27 protein-coding genes and 1 pseudogene are annotated in these 24,731 nt (G+C 68.6%); 6 read left to right on the top strand and 22 right to left on the bottom strand.

What is annotated here, in order from left to right:
• Nucleotides 1-46 precede the first annotated feature (46 nt).
• From HMPREF9336_RS14890 to HMPREF9336_RS14860, 7 genes and pseudogenes are all read right to left on the bottom strand, one after another.
• A pseudogene (locus tag HMPREF9336_RS14890) lies at nucleotides 47-3,064 on the bottom strand (pyruvate carboxylase); the annotation flags it as partial.
• A 302-nt stretch (nucleotides 3,065-3,366) separates the two neighbouring features.
• Nucleotides 3,367-3,576: a CsbD family protein gene (locus HMPREF9336_RS14885; protein ID WP_007468450.1), complete on the bottom strand. Its 210-nt coding sequence runs from the start codon at nucleotides 3,574-3,576 to the stop codon at nucleotides 3,367-3,369.
• A gap of 139 nt (nucleotides 3,577-3,715) precedes the next feature.
• The gene (locus HMPREF9336_RS14880) at nucleotides 3,716-4,270 is read right to left on the bottom strand and encodes a hypothetical protein (protein ID WP_007468448.1); all 555 of its coding nucleotides are present in this window, start codon (nucleotides 4,268-4,270) and stop codon (nucleotides 3,716-3,718) included.
• The gene (locus tag HMPREF9336_RS14875) at nucleotides 4,267-5,040 is read right to left on the bottom strand and encodes an Asp23/Gls24 family envelope stress response protein (RefSeq protein ID WP_021030788.1); all 774 of its coding nucleotides are present in this window, start codon (nucleotides 5,038-5,040) and stop codon (nucleotides 4,267-4,269) included. The genes HMPREF9336_RS14880 and HMPREF9336_RS14875 overlap by 4 nt, the downstream gene beginning before the upstream one ends.
• Nucleotides 5,041-5,045: 5 nt before the next feature.
• Entirely contained in the window at nucleotides 5,046-5,225 is a 180-nt protein-coding gene (locus HMPREF9336_RS14870; RefSeq protein WP_007468437.1) for a hypothetical protein, read from the bottom strand.
• 247 nt (nucleotides 5,226-5,472) lie between these two features.
• Nucleotides 5,473-5,772: a hypothetical protein gene (locus HMPREF9336_RS14865; protein ID WP_007468436.1), complete on the bottom strand. Its 300-nt coding sequence runs from the start codon at nucleotides 5,770-5,772 to the stop codon at nucleotides 5,473-5,475.
• Entirely contained in the window at nucleotides 5,769-6,233 is a 465-nt protein-coding gene (locus HMPREF9336_RS14860) for an Asp23/Gls24 family envelope stress response protein (protein WP_007468435.1), read from the bottom strand. The genes HMPREF9336_RS14865 and HMPREF9336_RS14860 overlap by 4 nt, the downstream gene beginning before the upstream one ends.
• Nucleotides 6,234-6,383: 150 nt before the next feature.
• Between HMPREF9336_RS14860 and HMPREF9336_RS14855 the strand changes: the two genes are divergently transcribed.
• Together HMPREF9336_RS14855 and HMPREF9336_RS14850 are read left to right on the top strand one after the other, a co-directional pair.
• The gene (locus tag HMPREF9336_RS14855; RefSeq protein ID WP_007468434.1) at nucleotides 6,384-6,950 is read left to right on the top strand and encodes an RNA polymerase sigma factor; all 567 of its coding nucleotides are present in this window, start codon (nucleotides 6,384-6,386) and stop codon (nucleotides 6,948-6,950) included.
• 70 nt (nucleotides 6,951-7,020) lie between these two features.
• The gene (locus HMPREF9336_RS14850; protein ID WP_007468433.1) at nucleotides 7,021-7,551 is read left to right on the top strand and encodes a hypothetical protein; all 531 of its coding nucleotides are present in this window, start codon (nucleotides 7,021-7,023) and stop codon (nucleotides 7,549-7,551) included.
• Between the two features lie 14 nt (nucleotides 7,552-7,565).
• Here the strand turns inward: HMPREF9336_RS14850 and HMPREF9336_RS14845 are convergent, their stop codons facing one another.
• Nucleotides 7,566-7,799, bottom strand: a complete 234-nt coding sequence (locus HMPREF9336_RS14845; protein ID WP_040585668.1) for a hypothetical protein — start codon at nucleotides 7,797-7,799, stop codon at nucleotides 7,566-7,568.
• A 176-nt stretch (nucleotides 7,800-7,975) separates the two neighbouring features.
• Between HMPREF9336_RS14845 and HMPREF9336_RS19110 the strand changes: the two genes are divergently transcribed.
• Entirely contained in the window at nucleotides 7,976-8,569 is a 594-nt protein-coding gene (locus tag HMPREF9336_RS19110; RefSeq protein ID WP_007468431.1) for an excalibur calcium-binding domain-containing protein, read from the top strand.
• Between the two features lie 7 nt (nucleotides 8,570-8,576).
• Here the strand turns inward: HMPREF9336_RS19110 and der are convergent, their stop codons facing one another.
• The 8 genes from der to HMPREF9336_RS14805 are packed head-to-tail and all read right to left on the bottom strand — an operon-like array spanning nucleotide 8,577 to nucleotide 15,560.
• Complete coding sequence (der, locus tag HMPREF9336_RS14840; protein ID WP_007468430.1) at nucleotides 8,577-9,926, bottom strand: ribosome biogenesis GTPase Der; 1,350 nt, start codon at nucleotides 9,924-9,926, stop codon at nucleotides 8,577-8,579.
• The gene (gene cmk, locus HMPREF9336_RS14835) at nucleotides 9,923-10,624 is read right to left on the bottom strand and encodes a (d)CMP kinase (RefSeq protein ID WP_051357374.1); all 702 of its coding nucleotides are present in this window, start codon (nucleotides 10,622-10,624) and stop codon (nucleotides 9,923-9,925) included. The genes der and cmk overlap by 4 nt, the downstream gene beginning before the upstream one ends.
• Nucleotides 10,621-11,457, bottom strand: coding sequence for a pseudouridine synthase (locus tag HMPREF9336_RS14830; RefSeq protein WP_007468428.1), 837 nt, complete (start codon nucleotides 11,455-11,457; stop codon nucleotides 10,621-10,623). Before HMPREF9336_RS14830 ends, cmk begins: the two co-directional genes overlap by 4 nt.
• Nucleotides 11,447-12,127 (bottom strand): SMC-Scp complex subunit ScpB, encoded by a 681-nt coding sequence (scpB, locus tag HMPREF9336_RS14825; protein ID WP_021030786.1) that lies wholly within the window; start codon nucleotides 12,125-12,127, stop codon nucleotides 11,447-11,449. Before scpB ends, HMPREF9336_RS14830 begins: the two co-directional genes overlap by 11 nt.
• Nucleotides 12,124-12,891 (bottom strand): segregation and condensation protein A, encoded by a 768-nt coding sequence (locus HMPREF9336_RS14820; protein WP_007468424.1) that lies wholly within the window; start codon nucleotides 12,889-12,891, stop codon nucleotides 12,124-12,126. Before HMPREF9336_RS14820 ends, scpB begins: the two co-directional genes overlap by 4 nt.
• Nucleotides 12,892-12,906: 15 nt before the next feature.
• Entirely contained in the window at nucleotides 12,907-13,797 is an 891-nt protein-coding gene (locus tag HMPREF9336_RS14815) for a ParA family protein (RefSeq protein WP_007468423.1), read from the bottom strand.
• Nucleotides 13,798-13,844: 47 nt separating this feature from the next.
• Nucleotides 13,845-14,612 carry an SDR family oxidoreductase gene (locus HMPREF9336_RS14810; protein ID WP_007468421.1) on the bottom strand — a complete coding sequence of 256 codons (768 nt, stop codon included), beginning with the start codon at nucleotides 14,610-14,612 and terminating at the stop codon, nucleotides 13,845-13,847.
• Nucleotides 14,613-14,633: 21 nt separating this feature from the next.
• A complete protein-coding gene (locus tag HMPREF9336_RS14805; RefSeq protein WP_007468420.1) occupies nucleotides 14,634-15,560 on the bottom strand; it encodes an RNA polymerase sigma-70 factor in 927 nt (308 codons plus the stop codon).
• 336 nt (nucleotides 15,561-15,896) lie between these two features.
• Here HMPREF9336_RS14805 and HMPREF9336_RS14800 point away from each other — a divergent pair, with 336 nt between their 5' ends.
• Complete coding sequence (locus tag HMPREF9336_RS14800) at nucleotides 15,897-16,835, top strand: hypothetical protein (RefSeq protein ID WP_007468418.1); 939 nt, start codon at nucleotides 15,897-15,899, stop codon at nucleotides 16,833-16,835.
• An 88-nt stretch (nucleotides 16,836-16,923) separates the two neighbouring features.
• Nucleotides 16,924-17,265, top strand: a complete 342-nt coding sequence (locus HMPREF9336_RS14795; protein ID WP_007468416.1) for a DUF3349 domain-containing protein — start codon at nucleotides 16,924-16,926, stop codon at nucleotides 17,263-17,265.
• A 119-nt stretch (nucleotides 17,266-17,384) separates the two neighbouring features.
• On the opposite strand, the gene HMPREF9336_RS14790 is transcribed toward HMPREF9336_RS14795, so the two are convergent.
• The 4 genes from HMPREF9336_RS14790 to HMPREF9336_RS14775 form a co-directional block, all read right to left on the bottom strand.
• A complete protein-coding gene (locus HMPREF9336_RS14790; RefSeq protein ID WP_007468414.1) occupies nucleotides 17,385-17,672 on the bottom strand; it encodes a hypothetical protein in 288 nt (95 codons plus the stop codon).
• A 299-nt stretch (nucleotides 17,673-17,971) separates the two neighbouring features.
• Nucleotides 17,972-18,745: a hypothetical protein gene (locus HMPREF9336_RS14785; RefSeq protein ID WP_007468412.1), complete on the bottom strand. Its 774-nt coding sequence runs from the start codon at nucleotides 18,743-18,745 to the stop codon at nucleotides 17,972-17,974.
• 138 nt (nucleotides 18,746-18,883) lie between these two features.
• Nucleotides 18,884-19,708, bottom strand: a complete 825-nt coding sequence (locus tag HMPREF9336_RS14780; protein WP_007468410.1) for an SDR family oxidoreductase — start codon at nucleotides 19,706-19,708, stop codon at nucleotides 18,884-18,886.
• Between the two features lie 27 nt (nucleotides 19,709-19,735).
• Nucleotides 19,736-20,725, bottom strand: coding sequence for an alpha/beta fold hydrolase (locus HMPREF9336_RS14775; protein ID WP_040585664.1), 990 nt, complete (start codon nucleotides 20,723-20,725; stop codon nucleotides 19,736-19,738).
• Nucleotides 20,726-21,225: 500 nt separating this feature from the next.
• Between HMPREF9336_RS14775 and HMPREF9336_RS14770 the strand changes: the two genes are divergently transcribed.
• Nucleotides 21,226-21,438 carry a hypothetical protein gene (locus HMPREF9336_RS14770; protein WP_040585662.1) on the top strand — a complete coding sequence of 71 codons (213 nt, stop codon included), beginning with the start codon at nucleotides 21,226-21,228 and terminating at the stop codon, nucleotides 21,436-21,438.
• Between the two features lie 215 nt (nucleotides 21,439-21,653).
• On the opposite strand, the gene nrdF is transcribed toward HMPREF9336_RS14770, so the two are convergent.
• Together nrdF and nrdE are read right to left on the bottom strand one after the other, a co-directional pair.
• Complete coding sequence (gene nrdF / locus HMPREF9336_RS14765; RefSeq protein WP_007468405.1) at nucleotides 21,654-22,652, bottom strand: class 1b ribonucleoside-diphosphate reductase subunit beta; 999 nt, start codon at nucleotides 22,650-22,652, stop codon at nucleotides 21,654-21,656.
• Complete coding sequence (gene nrdE / locus HMPREF9336_RS14760) at nucleotides 22,640-24,721, bottom strand: class 1b ribonucleoside-diphosphate reductase subunit alpha (RefSeq protein ID WP_244431702.1); 2,082 nt, start codon at nucleotides 24,719-24,721, stop codon at nucleotides 22,640-22,642. Before nrdE ends, nrdF begins: the two co-directional genes overlap by 13 nt.
• Nucleotides 24,722-24,731: the final 10 nt, after the last annotated feature.

Genomic DNA, 24,731 nt, shown 5'->3' with positions numbered 1-24,731 from the left:
CGCGCTCGTCGGGGTCGGAGATCGCTTCGAGGCCGATCAGCAGCTCCACGCCCTGCTCCAGCTGCACCCGGTGCTCGTCGCCGTGCCGCAAACCGTAGAAGAACTGGTTCGCAGACAGCCTGGAGGTGTTCCCGTACTGCTCCCGGTGGGCGAGGAACTCCCTGGTCGGCCCAGGGAACAGGAGGCGGTTGAGCGCCGCGCGGCGCTGGGCGCTCGAACCGTCGAGCTGCGCCTCGTCCTCGGCGGTGAGCTCGGCGACGGGCTTGGCCTCCGCGCGGCCGCTGAGCGCCTTCGTGCGGAACGGCTCCGGCCAGCCGCCCGGCGGGTCGCCGAGCTCGCCGCGCAAGAACCCGATCACTGAATCCGGGATGTCGAACCGGGCCGGGTCTGCGGCGAACTCCTCGCCGCTCGACCCCGGCCCCCACCAGCGCTAGCGCCAGGTCGCCGACCACTTTGGAGAGGGGGTGACCTTCACCAGCCGCCCCAGGATCCGGTCGGCGGCGGCGTAGCACTCCTCGACTTGCTCGAACTGGTCGCCCAAGCCGAGCGCGATGGCCTGTTGGCGCAGGTTGGAGAGCTGGCCGCCGGGGATCTCGTGCTCGTACACCCGGCCGGTCGGCGACGGCAGGCCGGACTCGAACGGCGAGTACACCTTGCGGATCGCCTCCCAGTACGGCTCGAGCGCGCACACCGCGCCCAGGTCCACCCCGGTGTCGTACGGGGTGTTCGCCGCAGCCGCCACGATCGAGGACAGCGCGGGCTGGCTGGTCGTCCCTGCGAGCGGGGCCGCCGCGCCGTCCACCGCGCTCGCCCCGGCCTGCCAGGCGGCCCAATAGGTCGCGAGCTGCCCGCCCGGCGTGTCGTGCGTGTGCACGTGCACCGGCAGATCGAAGCGCGAGCGCAGCGCGGAGACCAGCGTCGCCGCAGCGGGCGGGCGCAACAGGCCCGCCATGTCTTTGATCGCCAGGACGTGCGCCCCGGCCTGGACGATCTCCTCGGCCAGGCGCAGGTAGTAGTCCAGCGTGTAGAGGCGCTCGCCTGGCGCGGAGAGATCGCCCGTGTAGCAGAGCGCGACCTCGGCGACGGAGGTGCCGGTCGCGCGCACCGCGTCGATCGCCGGGCGCATCGCGGACACGTTGTTGAGCGCGTCGAAGATCCGGTAGATGTCGATCCCGGTCGCGGTGGCCTCCCGCACGAACGCGTCGGTCACCTTGGTGGGGTACGGGGTGTAGCCGACGGTGTTGCGCCCGCGCAGCAGCATCTGCAGGCAGATGTTCGGGATCGCCTCGCGCAAGGCCGCGAGCCGGTCCCACGGATCCTCCTTGAGGAACCGCAGCGCCACGTCGTAAGTCGCGCCGCCCCAGCATTCGACGGAGAGCAGGCCCGGCGTGGTCCGCGCGATGTGCGGTGCGACGGCGAGCAGGCCGGTCGTGCGCAGCCGGGTGGCGAGGAGGGACTGGTGCGCGTCGCGGAAGGTGGTGTCGGTGAGCCCCACGCCGGGGCTGTCCCGCAAGTGGCGGGCGAACCCCTCGGGGCCGAGCGCGAGCAGACGCTGGCGGGAGCCGTCCGGCGGGGCCGAGGCGAGGTCGACCGGCGGCAACTTGTCGTGCGGGTACACCTTCGAGGGGCGCTGCCCGTGCGGCCGGTTCACCGTGACGTCGGCGAGGTAGTCGAGGATCTTGGTGGCGCGGTCCGCCGAGCGCCGCGCGGTGACCAGTCCGGGGCGCTCCTCGATGAACGAGGTGGTGATCCGGCCGGCTTGGAAGTCAGGGTCGTCGAGCACCGCCTGGAGGAACTGGATGTTCGTCGTCACGCCCCGGATGCGGAACTCCGCGACGGCCCTGCGGGCGCGGGTGATCGCGGCTTCGAAGTCCCGGCCCCGGCAGGTGAGCTTGACGAGCATCGAGTCGAAGTGCGCGCCGACCGCCGCGCCGAGGCTCGTGCCGCCGTCCAGGCGCACCCCCGCCCCGCCAGGGCTGCGGTAGGCGATGATCCGCCCGGTGTCCGGGCGGAACCCGTTCGCCGGATCCTCGGTGGTGATGCGGCACTGCAGCGCCGCGCCCCGGACTCGGATCGCGTCTTGGCGAAGGCCGAGCTCCGCGAGCGTCTCGCCCGAGGCCACCCGCATCTGGCTCTGCACCAGATCGACGTCGGTGATCTCCTCTGTGACCGTGTGCTCCACCTGGATGCGCGGGTTCATCTCGATGAACACGTGCCGGCCCTGCTCGTCCACCAGGAACTCCACCGTGCCCGCGCAGCGGTACCCGATGTGCCGGGCGAAGGCCACCGCGTCCGCGCAGATCTTCTCGCGCAGCTCCGGGTCCAAGTTCGGGGCCGGGGCAAGCTCGATGACCTTCTGGTGCCGACGTTGCAGGCTGCAGTCCCGCTCGTACAGGTGCACGACCTCGCCATGCCAGTCCGCGAGGATCTGCACCTCGATGTGCCGGGGGTTGATCACCGCCTGCTCGAGGAAGACCGTGCCGTCGCCGAACGCCGCTTCCGCCTCGCGCGAGGCGGCGAGGATCGCGTCGCGCAGCTCCTTGGGCTCCGCCACACGGCGCATGCCCCTGCCGCCGCCGCCCGCGACGGCCTTCACGAACACCGGGAACGTCATCGACTCCGCCGCGGCCAACAACTCGTCCACGTCGGCGGACGGAGCCGCCGAGGCGAGCACGGGCAGGCCCGCCGCCCGCGCGGCGGCGACCGCGCGGGACTTGTCCCCGGCCAATTCGAGGATCTCGGCGGAGGGGCCGATGAACGCGATCCCCGCCTCGGCGCACGCCCGTGCCAGGCGCGGGTTCTCGGACAAGAACCCGTATCCGGGGTAGACCGCGTCCGCCCCGCACCGTTTGGCCGTCGCGACGATCTCGTCCACGTCCAGGTAGGCGCGGACCGGGTGGCCCACCTCCCCGATCTGGTACGACTCGTCGGCCTTGAGCCGGTGCAGCGAGTACCGGTCCTCATAGGGATACACGGCGACGGTGCCCGCCCCCAGCTCGAACGCGGCCCGGAAGGCCCGGACCGCGATCTCTCCACGATTGGCGACCAGAACCTTTTGGAACATGCGCATCACGCTACAACATGGCCCTTCGCCACGCCGGACTCGTCACCCAGTTCGTATAACAATGTCAACTCCTCACGACGTCGGCTCCGCCGCCTCGCCATGCCCGGCCTCCGCCCAGCGTTCCGCCCCAGAGCCGACTTCCGTCACGGCGCGGGCGAGGAATCTCTCATCGGACCGTAGGTCCGAGCCCAGCGCCTCCGACCTCGGCGGGCCAACGGTCCCGATGCGGCTCAGGCGACCGGGCTCCGCGCCTGCCCGGGCCGCCTTTGACTTCTCGCGGCGACCCGGGCAGGACGGGCTTTTCAGTTTCCGGTCAGTTTGTCTTTCACCGCTTCGACGCCGTCTTTCACCTTGTCGGCGATGTCGGTGACCGCTTGCTTGGCAGCAGCCAGGCCTTGGTCGGCTTGCCCTTCGGCTTTGAGCTCGTCATTGCCGGTCACGGCCCCAGCCGCTTCTTTGGCGCGGCCCTTGATGTCTTCTGCGGTGTTCTTCGGGTTGTCGGAGATGCTCATGGTGGAGAGCCCCTTTCTGTTGGTTCATTTTTTCTTATTTCCCGGGCGCCGTCGGAACGAAGCCCAAGTTCATGGGTGTGCGGAGGGAATAGGCCGCCGCGTTGTTCCCGGTCGCGCCGCTCGGGGCCTTGTTCCTGGTCTAGAACAAGGTCGTGTCGGTTTGATCGGGGCTGATGTATTTGACGACGAACTGAACGTCGACGTCGTCGCCTGCCGCGGCGCGCGCGTCGGCTCGGCATCTGCGGGCGAGCCGGGAGATATCGGCCGGCGGGGTGTGCGGCACGAGTTCGGCGACGATGCGTATCACAGGGGCACGGCCCTCTATGCGGGCGGCGGCGCGCGCTTTATGGACTTGTGGATGGCGGGCCAGATCGTCGGCGGCCGCAGCGGCGATCCGGTCCAAGGCGATTTGACCGTGCGGGGACGCGACGGTGCGCGCTGTCGCATGACGCAGATGCGCCAGCACGATCCATAGTCCGACCAGGACCAGCACGAAGCCAATGCCAGCGGCAGCCGCCGGCCACCATGGCCATTGGAGCGCGCGGGCGAACGCGTGCGGGTCGATTCTGTCAGCGCTTTGGCGGGCGATCGGGACCTCTGCGCGGTAACCGGCCAGCCATATCGCGCCGACGAGCAGCACCAGTCCCGCGAATGCGGTCAGAAACCTGTCGGCCAAGCGCAGGGAAGAACTCATCGATCGATCCTTTCGTCCAGCACGCCGTCTTCGAAGCCTCCGCGCTGTTGGTCCTGCCAGTGGCCCAAGGCGGTTCGGGGGAGCCAGACTCCGTCGCCGACGAGGACGTGGGTGCGGGGACGCGGAGCGACCGCCAAAACCACCAGCGCCAGCCCCGTTATCGCGGCCGCGGCCGCGAAGGGCCATGTCCACCACGACCAATGCCCGCCGTCTATCCAGCTCGCGGCGGGCTGGACCAGCGTCGAGCCATGAAGCCACCCGAAGCCGATAGCGGCGTCCCGCAGCGCGCACACCCCCGCGACGATCAGCGCCAAGGCGATCAAGAGCGCCACGACGGTGGCCGAGGCCAGGCCGCGCGGGCCTGCGCCGCTGCGGTTTGCGCCCGTGTCGTCGGCTTCGGCGTGCCCGGCCGCGCACGCCTGGGCGACCTGCGCCGGGGTGCGTTCGCTCTCGAATCGAGCAATCTGCACTCGGACGTGGTCGGGCCGCTCGCCCAAGGACCGATGCAGCTCTTTGGCCACCGCTCGGCGCACTTCGTCGGTGATCTGTCCGCTGTCGGCCGGCCAGCTCGCCGCGATCCGGACGTCCACGATGCTCCGCCCCTCACGGACCTCCGTGCTGACCGACGGAAGGCTTTGGCCGGGCAGAGCGCCCCGCCGCACGACCACTCCTGGAACCGAGAGCGCGGCGCGCTCGATCAACCGCTGACGGGCACGGGCATGCACGACCGTGACCCCCCGGCGGGACGGCGTGGGTGTTTCCATCGCCATCGCCATCAGCTCCGGCGACGGCCAAGAGAAGTCAGGTCGATCGCGCCGTCGAAGTGAGCGCCGACCACTGCCCCTGCTCCGGCGAGCACGATCGCCAGCAGAAAGCCGACCAGGCCTCCGACGACGATCGCGATGGCCAGCAGCAGCCCGCCGAAAAATCCGGCTACCGCGTATTTCCCGTTCATTTCCATCTCCTCCTCGGGAGTTGTCGTTTCTTCCGCCGAGCGCCAAAGACGCCCGACCGTAGGAACACCGCCATCCTGCCGCGCCATGTCCGCCGCGCTCGGACCGGAGCTCGTCGGCAGGCATCTCGCTCGTCGAAGGCCGCCAACGCCGTGATCAGCATCTCCGCGGAACCGCCCGCGTCTGGATGGCAGCGCCGCACGGCTTCCCGGCGCGCCCGGCGCGCGGCCTCATCCGCACGAGCCGCGCTCACTCGACTTGGGCCGAATCCGGTAAGGCCACATCGCCAACGACGACGTCGACCGGCACCCCGGCCACCTCGCTGGCGACATGGCGCACGTGGTCCGCCAGGTCGATCAACCCCTCGCGCAGCTCGAGGACCACTTGGACCTGACCGCCCGCCGGCCCCAGCCGCACCCCCTGGACTGTCCGTCCAGGAAGGTGCGTGGCCGGGGCTCCGGCGCCTCCGGAATAGAGGCCGACGACGCCGTCGATAGCGGTGATCGCGGCGACGAGCCGGTCCACGCTCTCTGCGGCGGACTGGCTCATTGGACTCTCGGCTCCCCCGAAGCGTTCTCATTGTCGTCGTCGTCGCTGAAATGCACGTCGTGGACGGTGATGTTGACTTCGGTGACCTCCAGGCCTGTCATGTTCTCGACGGACGAGATGACATTGCGCCGGATGCCGTCGGCCAGATCATGGATCGCGATCCCGTACTCGGCCACGATGTCGATGTCGATAGCCGCCTGCCGCTCACCGACCTCCACGCTGACGCCCTGGCTCAAGCTGACCGAGCCCGGCAGCGCTTCGCGCAGCTTGCCGACCACGCGAGCCGCCTGGCCGCCCAGGTCGTGGACTCCGTCGACCTCGCGAGTGGCAATGCCCGCGATCTTCGACACCACGACATCGGCAATCGTCGTGACGCCGTGGTCGGAGAGTTGCTCCACATTCTTGCCGGTGCGCTCAGCAGGCTTGGCCACGCTCACCCCGCGGGATTCTGTCGTCGTCATCAGCTTTCTCCTTCAAGTAATTTCGAACTGCCGAAATCTGTACGGCACAATGTTGTGTCGGAGCCCGGCGCAAGCAACGCACGGATTTGAGACGCAGAACACAGAACCTGTCTTCGGCCGTCGCGCGAAGAGAAGAGACGAGAGGACCCCATGCCGCTTTCCGAGGCCCGGCTCCTGGCCTCCCTGTCTGACGACCGGCTCGCCCGGCGCGCCCAGCACGGCGACGCGAAAGCGTTCGAAGCCCTCGTCGCGCGGCACGCCAGCGCGCTTTTGCGGTTCGTCCAGAGCACCTATCCCGAACGCTCCGGTTGCGACGACATCGTCCAAGAAACCTTCATAGCGGCCTGGAAAGCGTTGCCTTCGTTCGAGTTCCGCTCCCAGTTCCGCACCTGGCTGTACTCGCTCGCCTCCCGGAAAACAATCGACGCGCTGCGCAAACGTCGCGCGAACACCGACCTCGACACGATCCCGGAAACCCCTGACGTCCGCCCCGGCCCTGGACAGCAAGTGCTCCACGGCGAATTCCTCGCCGCTCTCAGAAGCCAGTTAGCCCGCCTCCCGTACACAGCCCGCGCCGCGTGGTGGCTGCGCGAAGTCCACGACCTTCCCCTGGCCGAGATCGCCACGATCCTGCACACCAGCGAGGGCTCGGTGCGCGGTCACTTGCAGCGCACGCGCAACCATCTCGCAAAGGCGCTCGAGGAGTTCCGCCCATGAGCCTCCAAAGCTCCTCCCCCGGCCCGAGCACTTGCACAGCTCCTCCCCTCGGCGTAAGACTGGAGAACCGATGAGAGCTAGAGCGGGAGATCGCCATGACTCCGCCGCGGATGCGACGGAGTGGATCGCCGATGCCACCAGAGAACTCGCGGGCCTCACCAAACGGACATCGGCCGAAGGCTCCGACGACACGCCCGACGTGGACCTTCCCGCGCTGGAACAGCTTCGAGCAGCCATCGGGCAGCTGGTCTCAACGCTTCCAAGACCGGTGAGACCGGTCAGCACCGCCGCGCCCGGCATCGCCATCAACTACCTCGCGTTGCGGAAAATACTCATGTGGGCACTCGCCGAACCGGCCGCTGAGGCATCGGCGGCGGTGGCCGATATCGCCATAGAGCTCCAGGGCACCACACTCGCGGCGGTGCACATCGACGTCATCGCGGTCGGCGCGGACGAACGCGAGCACACCTACCTCGACGACGGCGACGCGCTCCGCGCCCGCGCCGCCGCGACCATCGCCGAAACCCTCGGCACGCCCGCGCCGCCGGTCACCCTCGCCTGGGACGATCTCGTCGAACTCGACGACCCCCTCCAGCCATAGGAAGCGGCTTTTTCTTATTCGTTGTTGGCGAGTTGGCGTTTGGCGATGAGTCCGTGGGCGTGGGCGAGTTTGTCGAGGACTTTCGGAGGGAGGACGAAGGGGTAAGAGGTCTTGGTGTCCCATGGAGCGGTTGACCATCTTGAGGAACCAGACCGGGGGTCCACCTCGTCCTCCCACCCGGCGGGCTCGCCCTGGCTGTAGCGCCGGTCGAGCGCGAGGCCACCGACCCGCAGGCAGCTCAGCTCCACCTCGGAGCAGTAGCACCAACAGGCATGGAAGATTCTTCTATAACGCGCACTGCGCTCAGCAAATCCGCGCTTTTGACTTATTTTTCGACAGAATAGCTTCTTGCGGAGAAAAGTGATATACATCTCCTGACCTCGATTTATACGACCATATCCCTACCTCTGCCGAAGGAGCCGCCATGCGGAAGCATGCTTTCGCCGTCCTCGCCCTCGGGCCGGTCGCGCTCCTCTTGTCCGCGCCGACCGCTGAGGCCGGGCCGCTCTACCGGAACTGCTCCGAGGCCAGAGCTGCTGGCACGGCCCCGCTCTATAGAGGCGACCCCGGTTACAGCTCCAAGCTCGACCGCGACGGCGACGGGGTCGCATGCGAAGGCGGCTCCGGTTCGTCCGGGCGGCGCGGATCTGCGCCACCCGTCCCTACCCCGGCTGCGCCAACGCCAGCAGCTCCGACCATCGCGCCATTAGCGTCTGCTGTTCCCCCGGCGACATCGTCCGCAGCTTCACCCGCCGGCTGTTCCGCCCCGATCCTCGACGCGCCCTGCTGCAACGCCGAGCGCTTCATCTTTGGAAAGGGGCCGAACGGTGAGCAACTTGCCTGCGCGTACGCGGGCAACACCACGCCCCGCTGGGTAAGCGCCGCATCCTTCGTTGGCACGAAAACACGTGGCTCGGCCTGTTCGTTTCACACGGATGGCACTGCGGAAACCCCCGACGGCATTGCGTTGATCTGTGTCGGCGATGCATCCAACAGCACTTGGCAGCCCGGACTATGACAAAAAGTCAGCTCCGCTTGGGCTTGGGGCCGCGCTTCTCCCGCTCGCGGACGTTGATCTGGATCGGGGTGCCCTCGAAGCCGAAGGTCTCGCGGAGCTTGCGCTCCAGAAAGCGCCGGTAGCCCGCCTCGAGGAACCCGGTGGTGAAGAGCACGAACGTCGGCGGCTGGGTGGTCGCCTGGGTGACGTAGAGCAGCCTCGGGATCTTCCCGCTGCGCGGCGGGGGCGGGGTGGCGGCGATGATCTCGGAGAACCACTGGTTGAGCTCGCCGGTCGGGATCCGCTCCTCCCAGGAGGAGAGCGCGACGCGCAGCGCCGGGGCGAGCTTGTGCACCGCCCGCCCGGAGAGGGCCGAGATGTTCACCCTCGGGGCCCATGTCACCCTGGTCAGGCCCCGGTCGAGCTCTTTCTCCAGCTCGTGGCGGCGGTCCTCGTCCACGAGATCCCATTTGTTGCACGCGAGGACCATGGCGCGGCCCGCCTCGCCGACCATGCCGAAGATCCGCTGGTCCTGCTCGGTGAGCGGCACGGACGCGTCGATGAGCACGATCACGACCTCGGCGGCCTCGATCGCGCTCTTGGTCCGCACGGCGGCGTAGAACTCGTGGCCCGAGGCGTGCCCGACCTTGCGCCGCAGGCCGGCGGTGTCGACGAACTGCCATTCCTCGTCGTCAAGGGTGATGATGGAGTCCACCGGGTCCACCGTCGTGCCCGCCATCTCGTTCACCACCGAGCGCGTCTCGCCCGCGAGCTTGTTGATCAGGGAGGACTTGCCGACGTTGGGCCTGCCCACCAGCGCGACCCGACGGGGCCGGGGCCCTTCGTGCTCGGCGACCAGGACGGCGGGCACCGATTCGAGCGCGGCGTCCAAGAGGTCGCCGGAGCCCTTGCCGTGCAAGGCCGAGACCGGGTAGGGCCTGCCGAGCCCGAGCGACCAGAGCCCCGAGGACTCGTCCTCGATCTGCGGGTTGTCGGATTTGTTCGCCACAAGGAAGACCGGTTTTTTCGAACGGCGCAGCGACTTCGCCAACGCCTCGTCCACCCCGGTCGGCCCCGCCTGCGCGTCCACGACGAGGAGGATCACGTCGGCGGTGGCCATCGCGAGTTCGGCCTGCTGCGCGATGGACAGCCCGATGCCGGTGGCGTCGGGCTCCCAGCCGCCGGTGTCCTGCACCAGGAAGCTGCGTCCGCCCCACTCGGCATCGTACGAGACCCGGTCCCTCGTCACGCCGGGCACGTCCTCCACCACAGCGGCGCGGCGGCCGACGAACCGGTTCACCAACGTCGATTTGCCGACGTTGGGGCGGCCCACGACCGCGACCACGGGCAAACGCTGCTCCGGCTTCTGCCCTGTCATACCAACCTCCGCTTTTCCAACACGTCCACGAGCCGCTCGATGGCCTCTCGCGCCGACAGCTCCGAGGTGTCGAGCACCAAGGCGTCCGCTGCCTGGCGGAACGGCGAGGCCTCGCGGCTCGCGTCGTACGCGTCTCGGCGGTTGAGGTCTTCGAGCACCTGGGTCCGGTCCCCGCCGATGCGCAGCTCCCGGTTCTGCGCCGCCCTGCGGTCGGCCCTTGCGGCGGGCGAGGCGGTCAGAAAGACTTTCAAGTCCGCGTCCGGGGCCACCACCGAGCCGATGTCCCTGCCCTCCACCACGATCCGGTCGTGCGCGTCGATCAACGCGCGCTGGACCGCGACCAGCTGCTCGCGCAGCTGCGGCGAGGCCGAGACGGCGGAGACCGCGGCGGTCACCGCGTCGCCGCGCAGCTCCTCGGAGACCTCTTCCCCGTCGAGCCAGACCCGGTCGTCGTCCGGGTCGGTCCCCAGCGCCACCCGGCCGGTCGCGGACAGCTTGGCGCTCACCTCCGCGGTCGCGTCGTGGTCCGCCGGGTCCACGCCCTCCCGCAGCACCTGCAAGGCTGCCACCCGGTACATCGAGCCGGTGTTCAGATATTTCGCCCGGCTCGCGACCGCGAGCCCCTTCGCGACCGTCGACTTCCCGACGCCGCTCGGCCCGTCGATGGCCACGACCAACCTGCCGTCTTGTCCGCTCACTCGCGCACCGCTTTCTGATCCACGGCCGCCCACAGCGCGCCGACCTCCTCTGGGGCGAGCGCACGCAGCGCCCCCGCTTGCAAACCGCCGAGCCGGATCGGGCCGATCCGCAGACGCGCGAGTTCGACCACCGGATGCCCGACCGCGTCGAACATCCGCCGCACGATCCGGTTGCGCCCCTCGTGCAACGTGATCTCCACGACGCTGCGAGCCCCGCCGGAGGCATGGCCAGTCTGCGCCTTGCGGAGCGGGGCGGGCCTCGCCTCTCCCTTGACCGCGACCGCGTCCGCCCGCGCCGGGCCGTCCTCGAGCGACACCCCGCGCCGCAGCGCGTCGAGCGCGCCTTTGCCCACCGCGCCGCGCACGGTGGCGAGATAGGTCTTCGGGATCTCGTACGAAGGGTGCGCGAGCCGGTGCGCGAGCTCCCCGTCGTTGCTCACGAGCAGGAGCCCGGTGGTGTCCGCGTCGAGCCTGCCGACGTGGAAGAGCCCGGCGGGGAGGTCCGGCTGCTCGCGCAGCAAGTCGCCGACGCACCGCTCTCTCTGGTCGGACATGGCCGTGACCACGCCTTTCGGCTTGTTGAGCAGGTAGGTGGCGTGCCGGTCGTCCACCGCGACCCGCTTGCCGTCGACTTCCACGACAGCGGTCGCCGGATCCACCTGCATGCCCTGCTCGACGACCAGCCGCCCGTCCACGACGACCCGGCCTTCCGCGATCAGCTGCTCCGCGCCCCTGCGCGAGGCGACGCCTGCGCGCGCCAACACTTTGTGCAGGCGCTGCGCTTTGTCGCCGCCGCCGACAGGCTGCGGCCGGGAGAGAGGGTCATTCGGCATCGACGTTCCAGACTAGCGGAGCGGGCTCTATGCTCGGCGCCATTTCGAGCCTGGGATCGGTCAAGACTTCCTCCACCCCCTCGGGGCCGGGCAGCAGCGGCTCGATGTCGGGCAGCTCCGCGAGCGACGCGACTCCCAGCTGCTCTAAGAACCCGTCGGTCGTCTCGTAGACGATCGCCCCCGTGCCCGGCTCGGTCCCGGTCGGGGCGAGCAGCTCGCGGAGCACCAGAGAGCGCAGCACGCCGTCGCTGTCCACGCCTCGGATCGCGTTGATCTGCGACCGCGTGACCGGCTGCCGGTAGGCGGCGATCGCGAGCGTCTCCAACGCGGCCCCGGACAGCTTCACCCGGCCCTGCTTGCGCAAAAGGCCCCGCACCGCCCACGCTTGCGCCCCTCTGGTGTACAGCCGCCAGCCGGAGCCCGATTGCTCGCTCCCCCCGATTTCGCGCAGCTCCATGCCGCTCCCCCGCGCGGCGAGCCCGTCGGCCAGCGCCCGCAGCGCCGCGTCGACCCTGGCGACGGGCTGGCCGACCGCCTCGGCGAAGTCGTGCGCGGGAGTCGGCGCGGCGACGACGAGGAGCATCGCTTCCAGCGCCGCGCGCAATTGCTCGTCGGTGAGGTCCTGGGGCGGTAGCTCCGGCTCGAACTCCTCGGCCGCCTCGCCTGTCATGCCGCAGTCACCGCCCGCAATCGGAGCGGAGCCAGCGGCTCGTCCTGTTCGAGCTCGATCCTCGACTCGCCGTGCAGGCGCAGCACCGCGAGGAAACGCGCCACCCACAGCTCCCTGCTGCCGAGGATCTCCGCGACCAGCTCGGCGAAATCCCACCACTGCCCCGGAGCCCGCCCGCCGATCTTGCCGAAGAGCAGCTCGGCCTGCTCCGCGACGCTCACCGGCTTGGTGTGCATGTGCCCGGTCGCGACCTCGGGGACCGGTTTCGGCGCGAGCGCCTCGGCGGCGATTCTGGCGAACGCGGCGAGGTCGACGCCGATGCTCGCGGGCTTGGCCCTCGGCGCGCGCAGCTCCTCCTCCACCGCTGCCGGCGCTGCGGGGAAGCGCCGGTTGGAGTCCGCCATCAACTCGGCGAACCGGGCGGCGGCCGACCGGTACGCCCGGTACTGCAGGAGCTTAGCGAACAGCACGTCCCGCGCTTCGAGCAGCGCCAGCGCCTCGGGGTCCTCCGGCTCGGTCGACGGCAGCAGCCGCGCCGCCTTGAGCTGCAAGAGCGTGGCCGCGATGACCAGGAATTCCGTGATCGCGCCCAGATCGCCCGCGTACTGGTCGCCGAGTTTGCGCGTGTGGGCGATGAACTCGTCGGTGACCTCGGCCAGAGCGAGGGTCGTCAGGTCCAGCTCACGCTTCGAGATCAGGTCGAGCAGCAGCTCGAACGGCCCAGAAAAGTTCGTGATCCGGAGCTCGAACGAGGGCTTAGTCACGCAAGGCCCCCTCGGTCACGCTTCCGTCCGGGCGATGAATTCTTTCGCTAAGTTCAGGTATGCCTTCGCCCCGGCGGACTCCGGGGCCCAGGTGATGATCGGCTCCCCCGCGACCGAGGTCTCGGGGAACCGGACCGTCCGGCTGATCACCGTGTCGAAGACGGTGTCCGCGAACACCTCCACCACGCGGGTCATGACCTCCCGCGCGTGCAGGGTGCGGGCGTCGAACATCGTCATGACGATGCCGGTGATCGCGAGCTTCGGGTTGAGCCGGTCGTGCACCTTCTCGACCGTGTCCTGCAGCAGCGCCAGGCCCCTGAGGCTGAAGAACTCGCACTCCATCGGGATCAGCACGCCCTCGGCGCAGGCCAGGGCGTTGAGCGTCAAGAGGCCCAAACTCGGCTGGCAGTCGATGAGGATGTAGTCGTAGTCCGCCTCGACGCCGCGCAGCGCCCGGCCCAGCGCCTGCTCGCGGCCCACCTCGTTGACGAGCTGGATCTCGGCGGCGGAGAGGTCGATGTTGCTCGGCAAAAGGTCGAGCCCGTCGAGCCGGGTGCGCATGAGGACGTCGTCGATGCCGGCCTTCGGGCCGACCAGGAGGTTGTGCACCGTGTTCTCGAGGTCGTGGTGCGCGACGCCCAGCCCCGCCGAGAGCGCGCCCTGCGGGTCCAGGTCCACGAGCAACGTGCGCCTGCCGTACTTCGCGAGGGCGGCTCCGAGGTTGATCGTCGAGGTGGTCTTCCCCACCCCGCCCTTCTGGTTGCAGACCGCGATGATCTTCGCGGGACCATGGGTTTTCAACCGCTTCGGCTCGGGGAGGGGCCGCCTGGGCCGGCCGGTGGGGCCGAGCTCCGGCTCGTCGCCTTCGGCAGGCAGATCCACCAGCGGTGGTTGCTGCGTCGTCATGACGGTGCAGTTTACCCGTCTGGAGGCGGCGCGTTCGACCGACAGGCCTACTTCGCCCCGGCCCGCCTTGCGGCGAGGTACTCGGCGAAGGTCGTCGTGCCGTACGCGGCCTCGGGCGCGAGATTGTGCCCCGCCGCGTAGCCCGCGAACGTTTTGCCGGGCAGCCAGAGCGGGACGACCGGTTTGCGCGACCCGGCCGAGGCCTTCCACTGCCGCGCCCACTCGGCGGCCTTCGCCGCCCGAGGCCCCGCGATGTCCGCCGCCCTGCCCTGCGGGGCCCCGCTCACGATTTCGACGATCTTGTTCGCGGCGTCCCCGACGTCGATCGGCTGGACGGAGAACGCCGGAGCGAAAAGCACGGGCAGGAAGCGCTGTGCGGCGAAGATCTGCTCGACGAGCGAGTGGAACTGGGCGATCCGCAGGACGGTGTGCGCGATCGCGGACTCGCGCAGCAGCTCCTTGACGGCAAGTTTCGTCTTGTAGTACGGCAGCGGGATCTTGTCCACCCCGATGATCGAAATGAAGACGAGATGGCCGACCCCGGCGGCTTTGGCCTCCTCGACGAGCCTGGCGGCGAGCGGCAGATCGCCCTTCCCCGCCGGGTCGTCCTTGCCGATGGTGCTCACCAGGTGCACCACCACGTCAACTCCCGCGACGGCTTCGGCGACGCCCCTCCCGCTCACGACGTCCGCCGTGACCAGCCCCGGCCCGGACTTGCGGGACAGGACGCGGACGTCGTGCCCCGACGCGCGCAGTCCTACGACTGTCGGAGCGCCCAGCTGGCCGGTTCCTCCGGTGACAAGCACAGTGGTCATGAGATGTTCCTTTCCATCGGTTCACCCCTCTCGACCAGACAGCTCCTCGATCTGTGACAGCCGCGCCCGGTCCACGAGCTGCGCCGAGGCGTGGGCGAGCTTCTCGGGGTTGAGCGCCAGCCGGATACTGGCGATTTCCCCGCCCACGACCTCGAAGAACAGGATCGAGTGCAGGCCGCCCGCTCCGAGCACGAGGACGCACGGCTCGCCGTTGGCCTCGCCGATCTCCGCCCGCAGGCCCGATGCGAACCGGGTGGCGATGCCGACGAAGTAGCGGGCGACTCGCTCCGCGCCCCGGACCGCGTTGCGGGCGGCGTTCACGAAGCCGCCGCCGTCCGCCCAGGACGTGGCTTCGCGGGCGAGCACCGACTCCAGGCCCGCCACGTCCCCGCGCTGCGCGGCCGCCAGGAACTTCGCGACCAGCTCGGCCCACTGCTCCGGCGCGACCGGCTTCGCGGCGCGGGAGCCCACGCCCGCTTTCGCCCTGCTGTAGAGCTGGCGGGCGTTGGCCTCGGAGACCCCGACGACCTCGGCGACCTCCCGATGGCTGTAGCCGAACGCCTCGCGGAGCACGTACGCCGCGCGCTCGGCCGGGGTGAGCCGTTCGAGCAGCGTGAGCACCGCGACCGACACAGCCTCGCGCTGTTCGGCCGTCTCCAGCGGGCCCAGCTCACCGCCTCCGGTGAGCACCGGCTCGGGCAGCCACGGCCCGACGTACACCTCGCGTCGGGCACGGGCCGAGCCCAACGCCGTCAAGCACAGGTTCGTCACCATTTTCGTGAGGAACGCCGCCGGGTTCGCCACCTGTGCCCGGTCCGTCCCGCGCCAGCGCAGCCACGCGTCCTGCACGATGTCCTCGGCGTCCGCCGCAGAGCCGAGCATCCGGTACGCGACGGCGAAGAGCCTGCGCCGCTGGGCGGTGAACTCGTCGAGACTGTCCAGGGTCATCGCCTCATTATGAGCGGCCCTCTGCCGCCTTCCGAACCGCCGTCCGGCCACCACGATATGACGATGCTCACCACCGCCCCTGTTCGCGGAACGAATCTGCGCGGCGACGCTGGCCGCGACCGCCGCGCGCACCGGGGTTCGGGCTCCGCTCTTGCCCGCCTCGTTCGCCACGGACTTCCCGTTCTCCGACGTCTCGCGATGCCGGCCGGATCGGCATGGCGGAGGCTCCCTCGCGCTCTCTGCCCTCATGCTCCTGCCGACGCGCAAGTAGTCTGAAAGGGTCCGTGCCGTACGAGACGCCGCCAAGGGCGTTGCGCAACATCGAAGGGGAAGCACATGAGCATGTTCGGGTCGTATCGCCAACGTCCGTCCCAGCCGCAGGACGGACTGTTCCCCCGGCTCGGCACGGAGGACGTGGCCCACATCGAGGGCCTGGTGGCCGACTCGTTCGCGCAGCACAGCCTCCGTGCCTCGGTGAACGGCGAGGAGACCTTGGTCACCGGCGGGCAGACGTACCGGACCAGAGAGGTGATGGACGCCTGCGCCGACGCGGGCGACCCGGATTTCTGGCCGGAGGTGGTGGACCGCTGGGTGAGCAATATCGTCGCCGTGCGCAACATGCCGACCACGATCGAATTCGACCAGAGCGACATGCTCTCGAAAGTGCGCACCAGGATCATCACGCCCGCCTTCGCCGAAGACCTGGAAGCCGAGCACCGCTACCGCAAACCGCTGGTCGGCGAGTTGATCGCCGTCCTAGGAGTGGAGCTGCCCCAGGTCACCGCCGTGCTCACCGACGAGGAGATCGCCGGGCACGACCTCGAACCGCTGTGGGCGCAGGGCCAGCGCGCGTCGAACTACCTGCAGGTCCAGCCCCAGCCCGTGCCGAACAGCCAGTACGACTTGAAATTCGTCCTCGGCGACACGGTCTTCATCTCTGGGAAGGTGCTCGACTTCCCCTCGCTCTTGGAGAGCCTGATCGGCGAGGCCCGGCACGGCGTGCTCTTCTCCGTCCCCGCAGCGAACATCCTGATCTGGCACGTCCCGCGCGAGTCCGCCGCCGCGCTACGAGCGATGGACGAGCTGGGGCAGTCGACCTGGCTCACCTTCAAGGACACCCCGGCCCCGCTCTCCCCCGAGGTCTATTTCTGGCACGAGGGGCAGTACAGCAGGGTCACGTTCCTCGACGGGGACGGCGTCCGCCAGCGAGATCCGCAGACGCCGTTCTGGGGCGTGCTCGACGACCTGGACGGGGCCCCTCGGACTCCGTGGTGAACGACGAGGCGAACAACGGCTGACGAGCTGAATAACTTCTGACGCCTTCGACTGGCTCCACCGCCTCCCCCCGCCGGGGTGGCGCATAATGATCGGCGTGGCTCAAGTGATATCCCCCGCCGCCGTCCTCCGCTGGCTCACGCTCGGCTACCCGCAGGGCGTGCCGCCGCAGGACCGCATCCCCTTGGTGGCGCTCCTGCGCCGCAAACTCACCGAGGAACAGGTGCAGGAAGTGGTCAACTCCCTGATCGCCCCGAACTCGGACGCGTTAGAGGACGGGGTCATCAACAAAGACGAGATCTCCGCGTCCGTCTTGACCGTCAAGGGCGCGGAGCCCACAGAGAGCGACATCGCGCGGGTCGCCGAGAAGCTCGTCGCGGGCGGCTGGCCGTTGGACGAAGCCGACTTCGGCCTGAGCAAGACATCCTAAAGACCCGCACGAGGCGCTCGGAAGGGCGAACCGGCCCCACGGGCGGAAAAGCAGGAGCGAGGGACAGCCGACTGTCCCTCGCTCCTGCTTTTCCGCCCGTCCCGAAACGGGACCGAGGCTCAGCGGCCAATCATCTCGTAGACCGAGTCGCCGACGTGGCTGCGGCAGCTCGTGATCGTGGAGTCCACGACGGACGCTCCCGCCGAGGAGCCCGCGCCCTTGTACGAGAGGAGGTCGCGCACCAGGGTTTCCTGCTGCTCCGGGCGCTGGCTCAGAAAATCCGCGCACTTCGTGTCGATGGGGGAAGCCGACGCGAGCGCGGACGCGGAGAGCAACGCCGCGATTGCGGCGACCGGGGCGGCCACAGCCACCCGAAAACCAGCCCGGTGGAATGTCTTGCGTGTCATGCTCTGAATGCTATGGCGGAAATACCGTGCAACAAGGGCCGCGACCAGTGAAAACCAGCTCTCATAAACTCGTTATGTGTCGCAGGGCATACATTCTCGCGAGTTTTCAGTGGCTTGCAACACAATAGAATCCATCGATCGCCCGAGTCATACCTCGCGGTTTCCGCGACGCTCAGCCGCGAGCGTGCCCGTGGTCTCCGTCTGATCGACAGCAGGGTGCTCGCAGCCCGACGGCCAAGAGCCCCGCGATCAAGACCGACGCGCAGGCCGCGGCGCCGCGCAAGACCATGCCCGGCTCCTCAGCCGCTGAACACCGACCGCACCCAGGGCTCCGCGCAATACGCGCGCTCGGCCGAAGCCGGATCGAGCCCCGCCGCTTTGAGCGCCGCGTCCCGCTGCGCCCGCGAGCCCGCCGGCTCGTCGTCCCCGCTCAACGAGCACGACGAGCCGACGACTGCGCCCGTCGCCCCGTCATGCCGCACTCGGACGTCCAGTTTGAGCACGTCGACCGCTTTGCCGCCCGCGAACCGGTAGAAGTCGAAGACCACAAGGCCCGCGCCGCCTCGGCCGTAGTCGCCGAAGAACTTGCCGTCCGCCGTCCTGCGGAAAGCGCCCTGGCCCGAAATCACGCCCGCGTCGGCGAACCGGGCGGCGGGGCCGCTCGCGCGCCAGACCTCGAACTCCCTCGCCCCGCTGCTGCCGCCGCCTCCGAACGGCAGGAGCACTTCGTCCAGCCCGTCGCCGTCCAGATCCTTGAACTCCGGCAGGCCGAAATGCCCGCCCCCGTCGTCTTGCGGCGGCGGCAAAACCTGCTGCGACGTGCCGCCCTCGGCGAACACCTCGACTTTGTACGGACCCGATCCGGTCACTTCCAGCACACGGCCCGACTTGTCCGAGGCTTTGACCGAACAATCCACGTTCTTCTCGCCGTCGCTGGCCGCCGCGCAGTCCCGCAGCCCCGCCAACCGGCCCGACTGCGACAGGCCGCCCGTCGCGGCCTGCCTCGCGCAGCCCGTCGCGGCCAGCGCGATCGTCAGGATCGCAACGCCGACGCGCACTCCAGAAATCGTCACGGCGGCAGCCTACCTTGTCGAGGTTCCGCCTGTGCGGGCCGAACCGGCCAGCAAGGGCGCCAATGCAACGCCGAACGTCCCCGCGCGCTGCATCACGGCTCTCTCTTCCTTCTTGCGCGTCGGCCCCGCTCTCTCGGACTAGCCCGCCGCCGCGCCCTTGCGGGCCAAACTGGCACGGGCCCTGGCCCAGCCGCGCGCGATGAACACGTCCACCACCGGCGACAGGTACTTCTTGGCCAGGTACGTCCTGCGCCCCTCGAACGGCAGGACGAGCAGGAACCTGCCTTGCCGCACCGCGCGGAACACCGCATCGGCGACCTGCGCCGCCGTGATCTTCGAGCCGCGCATCAATTTCCCGGTCAGCTCGGTGAAGAACGGATCCGTGCTGCGCATCCGGTCGGCGAGGTTCGTCGCGAAGAACGCCGGACAGACCACCGTCGTCTTGATCCCGTGCGGGGCCAGTTCGTGGCGCAGGGTCTCGGACAGCGAAATGACGCCCGCCTTCGTCACGTTGTACGAGGTCATGCCGGGCAGGTTCATCAGCCCGGCCAAGGAGGCGACGTTGACGATATGCCCCGACCGCTGGCGTTTGAAGAGCTCCGTCGCAGCGCGCGCCCCCCACACCACGCCGAGCAGGTTGATCTGGAGGATCCAGTCCCAGTCCTGCGGCGAGATCCGCTCGAACTCCCCCGCCGCCGCGACGCCCGCGTTGTTCACCAGCACGTCCAGCCCGCCCCATTCGCGCTCGCACCACGCGATCGCCTCGGGCCACGCGTCGGGATCGGTGACGTCGAGGCGGCGGTACGCCGCTTCGACGTACCGGGAAACCTCTTCGCGCGCTTTCTCCCCCGCCTCGTCGTTCACATCGGCGATCAGCACTTTCGCCCCCGCGCGGGCGAACCGAAGCGCGATCTGCAAGCCCAAACCCGAAGCCGCTCCGGTCACGAGAACACGTTCGCCCATGCCAGCACCGTAGCACTGGCGAACGCGCTACCGCGGCGTGGGAGCGGCGCGGCGCTCCGCGGCCTCCGCGGTCCCTCGAATGATCGCGTTGAGACTGCCCGAGGCTTCCAGCCCAATCATGTGCCCGGTGTCCGGCAGCACCACGAAACGCTCCAGCCACCCGTGTTCGGCCAGCGCCTCGGCGATTCTCCGGCTGTGCCCGAGCGGCAGCACCCGGTCTTGCGCCCCGGCCACCACGGTCGTCGGCACGGTCAGGCGCTCGACTCCGGACCGGATGTCGAGCGGCACCAGCGCGAGCTGCCATTCTCCTCGCGTCCTCGGCGGACAATCGAGCGCCATGCGGGCGGTGAAGTCCACGTCGGCGGCCCGCGCCGAGGGCGAAAGCGCGTAGTTGCGCACGGCGCGCCTGGTCGCCCAGGAGTTGCGGATCAGGCCCATCGGGAACGGCAGCCCCAGCACGGCGGCGACGGCCTCGTTGAACGCCCGGGGCCGGCAATGGGCCGAGGTGCCGACGAGCACGGCGGCCTTCGCCCGCTCGCCCACCCGGCCGGGATGCCGGTCCGCCCAGGCGATGATGCTCATCCCGCCCATGCTGTGCCCGGCGAGCACCGCCCGCTCCCCGTCCCGCAGGACATGCGCGAGCACCGCGTCCAGATCGTCCGCGAGCAGGTCCACCGAGAACCGCCCCGCCCCCGCGTCGCTCTGGCCATGCCCGCGCTGGTCGAAGGCGACGACGCGGAAATCCCCGACGAGCGTGCGCACTTGCGGCAGCCACGCCTGCGCCGCGCACGTCCAGCCGTGGGCGAGCACCAAAGGGGGCGCATCGGCAGGCCCGTAGGTCAGCACCCGCAACCGGGCTCCGTCCGAGCTGGTCGCCCAGGACTCGCGCGGCGCGTCCTGCGGCGGTTCGAGGTCCGCGTTCGGCAGAGCGCGTTTCGCCGGCCATAGCAGCGCCGCGCCCGCCACTGCCGCCGCGACTCCAGCAAGTGCAGGAAAAAGAGACCGATCGCGCGCCATGTACTCATCGTAGCCACCCCGCCGGGAGGCACAGCGACGGATTCGGCGAAGCGCCCACCGCGTCAGCGGCTGCGCGGCCGAAAGCGTCCCCGCCGCGTCAACCGGCACCCGCCCGCCGTCAACTGCCAGCGTCCCAAGCCCAGATCGGACCGCTGTGCCAGTCCCCCGCCCGTGCCTCAACCGAGCGCGCTATGCCATCTGACGAGGTTGTCGAAGGCTTCGACCCACTACGCGCATCGAGCCCAGCAGGCCCGCCTCTCTGAGGAGGCGCCCGAAGATCCACGAGAGACGTATTGCGATCCCCTGTCGCTGCGGGCCACGGCGCCGCGCGGCTTCGATGAAGCGGCATCCCCCTGCCACAAAACCACACACATGCGCCAGATCGCATGTAAAATCGTGGCATGATAGTGCTTCGTGTGTTAGCGATAGCGGGCTATTTCCTGGCCCGATGGCTGCTACGCGGATGTGGCAGGCTCGGAAAACGGCTGCACGTAGGCGGCATGAGCATTTTCGTCGCCATCACCGCAGCTACCGTGTGCGGAGTAGCCCTGACGCACCTGACCGTCTTCGCCGAGCGCGGACCCCAACCCCTGGTGCTGATATCAACCATGCTCCCGCTGTTTCTCGGAATGTGCGGCTTCATCGCGTACCGATGGGCGACTTTCGACCCAACCGCCCCCGCACGCCGAATGGACGGCTGGATCGACAACTAAACGCCGCTCTTCACAATCAGATCCCCGGCCCGTCCCGGCGATCATGATCGCGGACAGGACAGGCATCCACATGCTCAGAGGGTCCGTCAAGGCCGCTCACCCGACCGTCTGGACGATCCAACTCATCAGCGACGCGGCCCTCGCCGCCGCTGGCTGGCGTCATCGGAGCGAAAAGGCCGAGCGCAAGGCTGCCGAGCGTGAACCCATAGGCTCGACTAGAAGTCCCAGTCCTCGTCCTCCGTGGCCACTGCCTTGCCGATCACGTAGCTCGAACCGGACCCGGAGAAGAAGTCGTGGTTCTCGTCCGCGTTCGGCGACAGGGCCGAGAGGATCGCCGGGTTGACCGACGTCTCGTCCTTCGGGAACAGGCCCTCGTAGCCGAGGTTGTTCAGCGCCTTGTTCGCGTTGTAGCGCAGGAACTTCTTCACGTCCTCGGTCAAGCCCACCGGGTCGTAGAGGTCCTGGGTGTACTCCACCTCGTTCTCGTAGAGGTCGAAGAGCAGCGAGAACGTGAAGTCCTTGAGCTCTTCGCGACGCTGCTCGGTCGAGGCCGCGAGGCCGCGCTGGTACTTGTACCCGATGTAGTAGCCGTGCACCGCCTCGTCCCGGATGATGAGCCGGATGAGGTCGGCGGTGTTCGTGAGCTTGGCCCGCGAGGACCAGTACATCGGCAGGTAGAAGCCGGAGTAGAACAGGAACGACTCCAGCAGGGTCGAGGCGACCTTGCGCTTGAGGGGGTCGTCGCCCCGATAGCGCTCCAGCACGATGGCGGCTTTGCGCTGCAGGTTCGGGTTCTCCTCCGACCAGCGGAACGCCTCGTCGATCTCCGGGGTGTTGCTCAACGTCGAGAAGATCGAGCTGTAGCTCTTCGCGTGCACCGACTCCATGAACGCGATGTTCGTGTAGACGGCCTCCTCGTGCGGGGTGAGCGCGTCCGGGATCAGGCTCACCGCGCCCACCGCGCCCTGGATCGTGTCGAGCAGGGTCAGGCCGGTGAAGACGCGCATGGTGAGCTGCTGCTCGTGCTCGTTGAGGGTGTGCCAGGACTGGATGTCGTTGGACAGCGGCACTTTCTCCGGCAGCCAGAAGTTCCCGACCAGCCGGTCCCAGACCTCGGAGTCCTTCTCGTCGACGACCCGGTTCCAGTTGATCGCCCGGACGAGCTTGACCTTGTCCGGCGCTTTCTGCGAGCTCTCAGTCTCTAGAGGGTGCATGACACGCAGCCTTCCACTTCGGTGCCTTCCAGCGCGAGCTGGCGCAGGCGGATGTAGTACAGCGTCTTGATCCCTTTACGCCAGGCGTAGATCTGCGCTTTGTTGATATCGCGGGTCGTCGCGGTGTCCTTGAAGAACAAGGTGAGCGAGAGGCCCTGGTCCACGTGCTGCGTCGCCGCCGCGTAGGTGTCGATGATCTTCTCGTATCCGATCTCGTACGCGTCCTGGTAGTACTCCAGGTTGTCGTTCGCGAGGTACGGGGCCGGGTAGTAGACCCTGCCGATCTTGCCCTCTTTGCGGATCTCGATCTTCGCGGCCACCGGGTGGATCGAGGAGGTCGAGTGGTTGATGTACGAGATCGACCCGGTCGGCGGCACCGCCTGCAGGTTCTGGTTGTAGATCCCGTGCGCCTGCACCGATTCCTTCAGGCGCTGCCAGTCCGCAACCGTCGGGATGGCGACGCCCGCCCGCTCGAAGAGCTCGCGCACCCGCTCGGTCTTCGGCTCCCAGCTCTGGGTCAGGTACTTCTCGAAGAACTCGCCCGAGGCGTACTTCGAGCGCTCGAAGCCCGTGAACGCCCGGCCCCGCTCGATCGCGATCTTGTTCGAGGCCGAGAGCGCGTGGTAGAGCACGGTGTAGAAGTAGATGTTCGTGAAGTCAATGCCCTCTTCGGACCCGTAGTGGATCCGCTCGCGGGCGAGGTAGCCGTGCAGGTTCATCTGCCCGAGGCCGATAGCGTGCGACTGCTCGTTGCCTTCGGCGATGGAGGGCACCGAGTCGATCCTGGTCTGGTCCGAGACCGAGGTGAGCGCCCGGATCGAGGTCTCCACCGTCCGCCCGAAGTCCGGGGAGTCCATGGTCTTGGCGATGTTGAGCGAGCCGAGGTTGCAGGAGATGTCCTTGCCGATGTGGCTGTAGCTCAGGTCCGCGTTGAACGTGGAAGCCGTGGAGACCTGCAGGATCTCGGAGCACAGGTTCGAGTGCGTGATCCTGCCGTCGATCGGGTTCGCCCGGTTCACGGTGTCCTCGTACATGATGTACGGGTAGCCGGACTCGAACTGCAGCTCCGCGATGGTCTGGAAGAACTCGCGCGCGTTGATCTTCTTCTTGCGGATCCGCTCGTCGTCCACCATCTCGAAGTACTTCTCGGTGACGCTGACCTCGGCGAACGGCACGCCGTACACCCGCTCCACATCGTACGGGGAGAAGAGGTACATGTCGTCGTTGCGCTTGGCGAGCTCGAAGGTGATGTCCGGGATCACCACGCCGAGCGAGAGGGTCTTGATCCGGATCTTCTCGTCCGCGTTCTCCCGCTTGGTGTCGAGGAACCGCATGATGTCCGGGTGGTGCGCGTGCAGGTAGACCGCCCCTGCCCCCTGGCGCGCCCCGAGCTGGTTCGCGTAGGAGAAGGAGTCCTCCAACAGCTTCATCACCGGGATCACGCCGGAGGACTGGTTCTCGATCTGCTTGATCGGGGCTCCGGCCTCACGGATGTTGGTCAACAGCAGCGCCACTCCCCCGCCGCGCTTGGAGAGCTGCAGCGCGGAGTTGATCGACCGGCCGATGGACTCCATGTTGTCCTCGATGCGCAGCAGGAAGCAGGACACCGGCTCGCCGCGCTGCTTCTTGCCGCAGTTGAGGAAGGTCGGCGTGGCCGGCTGGAAGCGGCCCTCGATGATCTCCTCCACGAGCTGGCTGGCCAGCTCCTCGTCCCCGTCCGCGAGGGCGAGGGCGACCATGACCACCCGGTCCTCGAAACGCTCCAGGTAGCGCTTGCCGTCGAACGTCTTGAGCGTGTAGGAGGTGTAGTACTTGAACGCGCCGAGGAAGGTCGGGAACCGGAACTTCTTCGCGTAGGCCTGGTCGAAGAGCCCCTTGACGAACTCCCGCGAGTACCGCCCGAGCACCTCGGGCTCGTAGTACTCGTTCTCCACCAGGTAGTCGAGCTTCTCCGACAGGTTGTGGAAGAAGACCGTGTTCTGGTTGACGTGCTGGAGGAAGTACTGGTTGGCGGCCTCTCGGTCCTTCTCGAACTGGATCTCGCCGTTCGGGCCGTAGAGGTTGAGCATCGCGTTGAGC

The organism is Segniliparus rugosus ATCC BAA-974, from assembly GCF_000185725.2.
GTDB classification, from domain to species: Bacteria; Actinomycetota; Actinomycetes; order Mycobacteriales; family Mycobacteriaceae; genus Segniliparus; species Segniliparus rugosus.
This window is presented reverse-complemented; position numbering and strand designations above follow the sequence as displayed.

What these genes read in the sequence shown, in the direction of transcription:
- HMPREF9336_RS14865 (WP_007468436.1), bottom strand. Translation starts at nt 5,772, where the DNA reads ATGAGCCAGTCCGCCGCAGAGAGCGTGGACCGGCTCGTCGCCGCGATC.
- HMPREF9336_RS14850 (WP_007468433.1), top strand. Translation starts at nt 7,021, where the DNA reads ATGAGAGCTAGAGCGGGAGATCGCCATGACTCCGCCGCGGATGCGACG.
- HMPREF9336_RS14870 (WP_007468437.1), bottom strand. Translation starts at nt 5,225, where the DNA reads ATGAACGGGAAATACGCGGTAGCCGGATTTTTCGGCGGGCTGCTGCTG.
- HMPREF9336_RS14800 (WP_007468418.1), top strand. Translation starts at nt 15,897, where the DNA reads ATGAGCATGTTCGGGTCGTATCGCCAACGTCCGTCCCAGCCGCAGGAC.
- HMPREF9336_RS14775 (WP_040585664.1), bottom strand. Translation starts at nt 20,725, where the DNA reads ATGGCGCGCGATCGGTCTCTTTTTCCTGCACTTGCTGGAGTCGCGGCG.
- HMPREF9336_RS14770 (WP_040585662.1), top strand. Translation starts at nt 21,226, where the DNA reads ATGAGCATTTTCGTCGCCATCACCGCAGCTACCGTGTGCGGAGTAGCC.
- HMPREF9336_RS14790 (WP_007468414.1), bottom strand. Translation starts at nt 17,672, where the DNA reads ATGACACGCAAGACATTCCACCGGGCTGGTTTTCGGGTGGCTGTGGCC.
- HMPREF9336_RS14795 (WP_007468416.1), top strand. Translation starts at nt 16,924, where the DNA reads ATGATCGGCGTGGCTCAAGTGATATCCCCCGCCGCCGTCCTCCGCTGG.
- HMPREF9336_RS14860 (WP_007468435.1), bottom strand. Translation starts at nt 6,233, where the DNA reads ATGACGACGACAGAATCCCGCGGGGTGAGCGTGGCCAAGCCTGCTGAG.
- HMPREF9336_RS19110 (WP_007468431.1), top strand. Translation starts at nt 7,976, where the DNA reads ATGCGGAAGCATGCTTTCGCCGTCCTCGCCCTCGGGCCGGTCGCGCTC.
- nrdE (WP_244431702.1), bottom strand. Translation starts at nt 24,721, where the DNA reads ATGCTCAACCTCTACGGCCCGAACGGCGAGATCCAGTTCGAGAAGGAC.
- HMPREF9336_RS14830 (WP_007468428.1), bottom strand. Translation starts at nt 11,457, where the DNA reads ATGCCGAATGACCCTCTCTCCCGGCCGCAGCCTGTCGGCGGCGGCGAC.
- HMPREF9336_RS14780 (WP_007468410.1), bottom strand. Translation starts at nt 19,708, where the DNA reads ATGGGCGAACGTGTTCTCGTGACCGGAGCGGCTTCGGGTTTGGGCTTG.
- nrdF (WP_007468405.1), bottom strand. Translation starts at nt 22,652, where the DNA reads ATGCACCCTCTAGAGACTGAGAGCTCGCAGAAAGCGCCGGACAAGGTC.
- HMPREF9336_RS14855 (WP_007468434.1), top strand. Translation starts at nt 6,384, where the DNA reads ATGCCGCTTTCCGAGGCCCGGCTCCTGGCCTCCCTGTCTGACGACCGG.
- HMPREF9336_RS14815 (WP_007468423.1), bottom strand. Translation starts at nt 13,797, where the DNA reads ATGACGACGCAGCAACCACCGCTGGTGGATCTGCCTGCCGAAGGCGAC.
- HMPREF9336_RS14880 (WP_007468448.1), bottom strand. Translation starts at nt 4,270, where the DNA reads ATGAGTTCTTCCCTGCGCTTGGCCGACAGGTTTCTGACCGCATTCGCG.
- scpB (WP_021030786.1), bottom strand. Translation starts at nt 12,127, where the DNA reads ATGACAGGCGAGGCGGCCGAGGAGTTCGAGCCGGAGCTACCGCCCCAG.
- HMPREF9336_RS14885 (WP_007468450.1), bottom strand. Translation starts at nt 3,576, where the DNA reads ATGAGCATCTCCGACAACCCGAAGAACACCGCAGAAGACATCAAGGGC.
- der (WP_007468430.1), bottom strand. Translation starts at nt 9,926, where the DNA reads ATGACAGGGCAGAAGCCGGAGCAGCGTTTGCCCGTGGTCGCGGTCGTG.
- HMPREF9336_RS14875 (WP_021030788.1), bottom strand. Translation starts at nt 5,040, where the DNA reads ATGGCGATGGAAACACCCACGCCGTCCCGCCGGGGGGTCACGGTCGTG.
- HMPREF9336_RS14810 (WP_007468421.1), bottom strand. Translation starts at nt 14,612, where the DNA reads ATGACCACTGTGCTTGTCACCGGAGGAACCGGCCAGCTGGGCGCTCCG.
- HMPREF9336_RS14805 (WP_007468420.1), bottom strand. Translation starts at nt 15,560, where the DNA reads ATGACCCTGGACAGTCTCGACGAGTTCACCGCCCAGCGGCGCAGGCTC.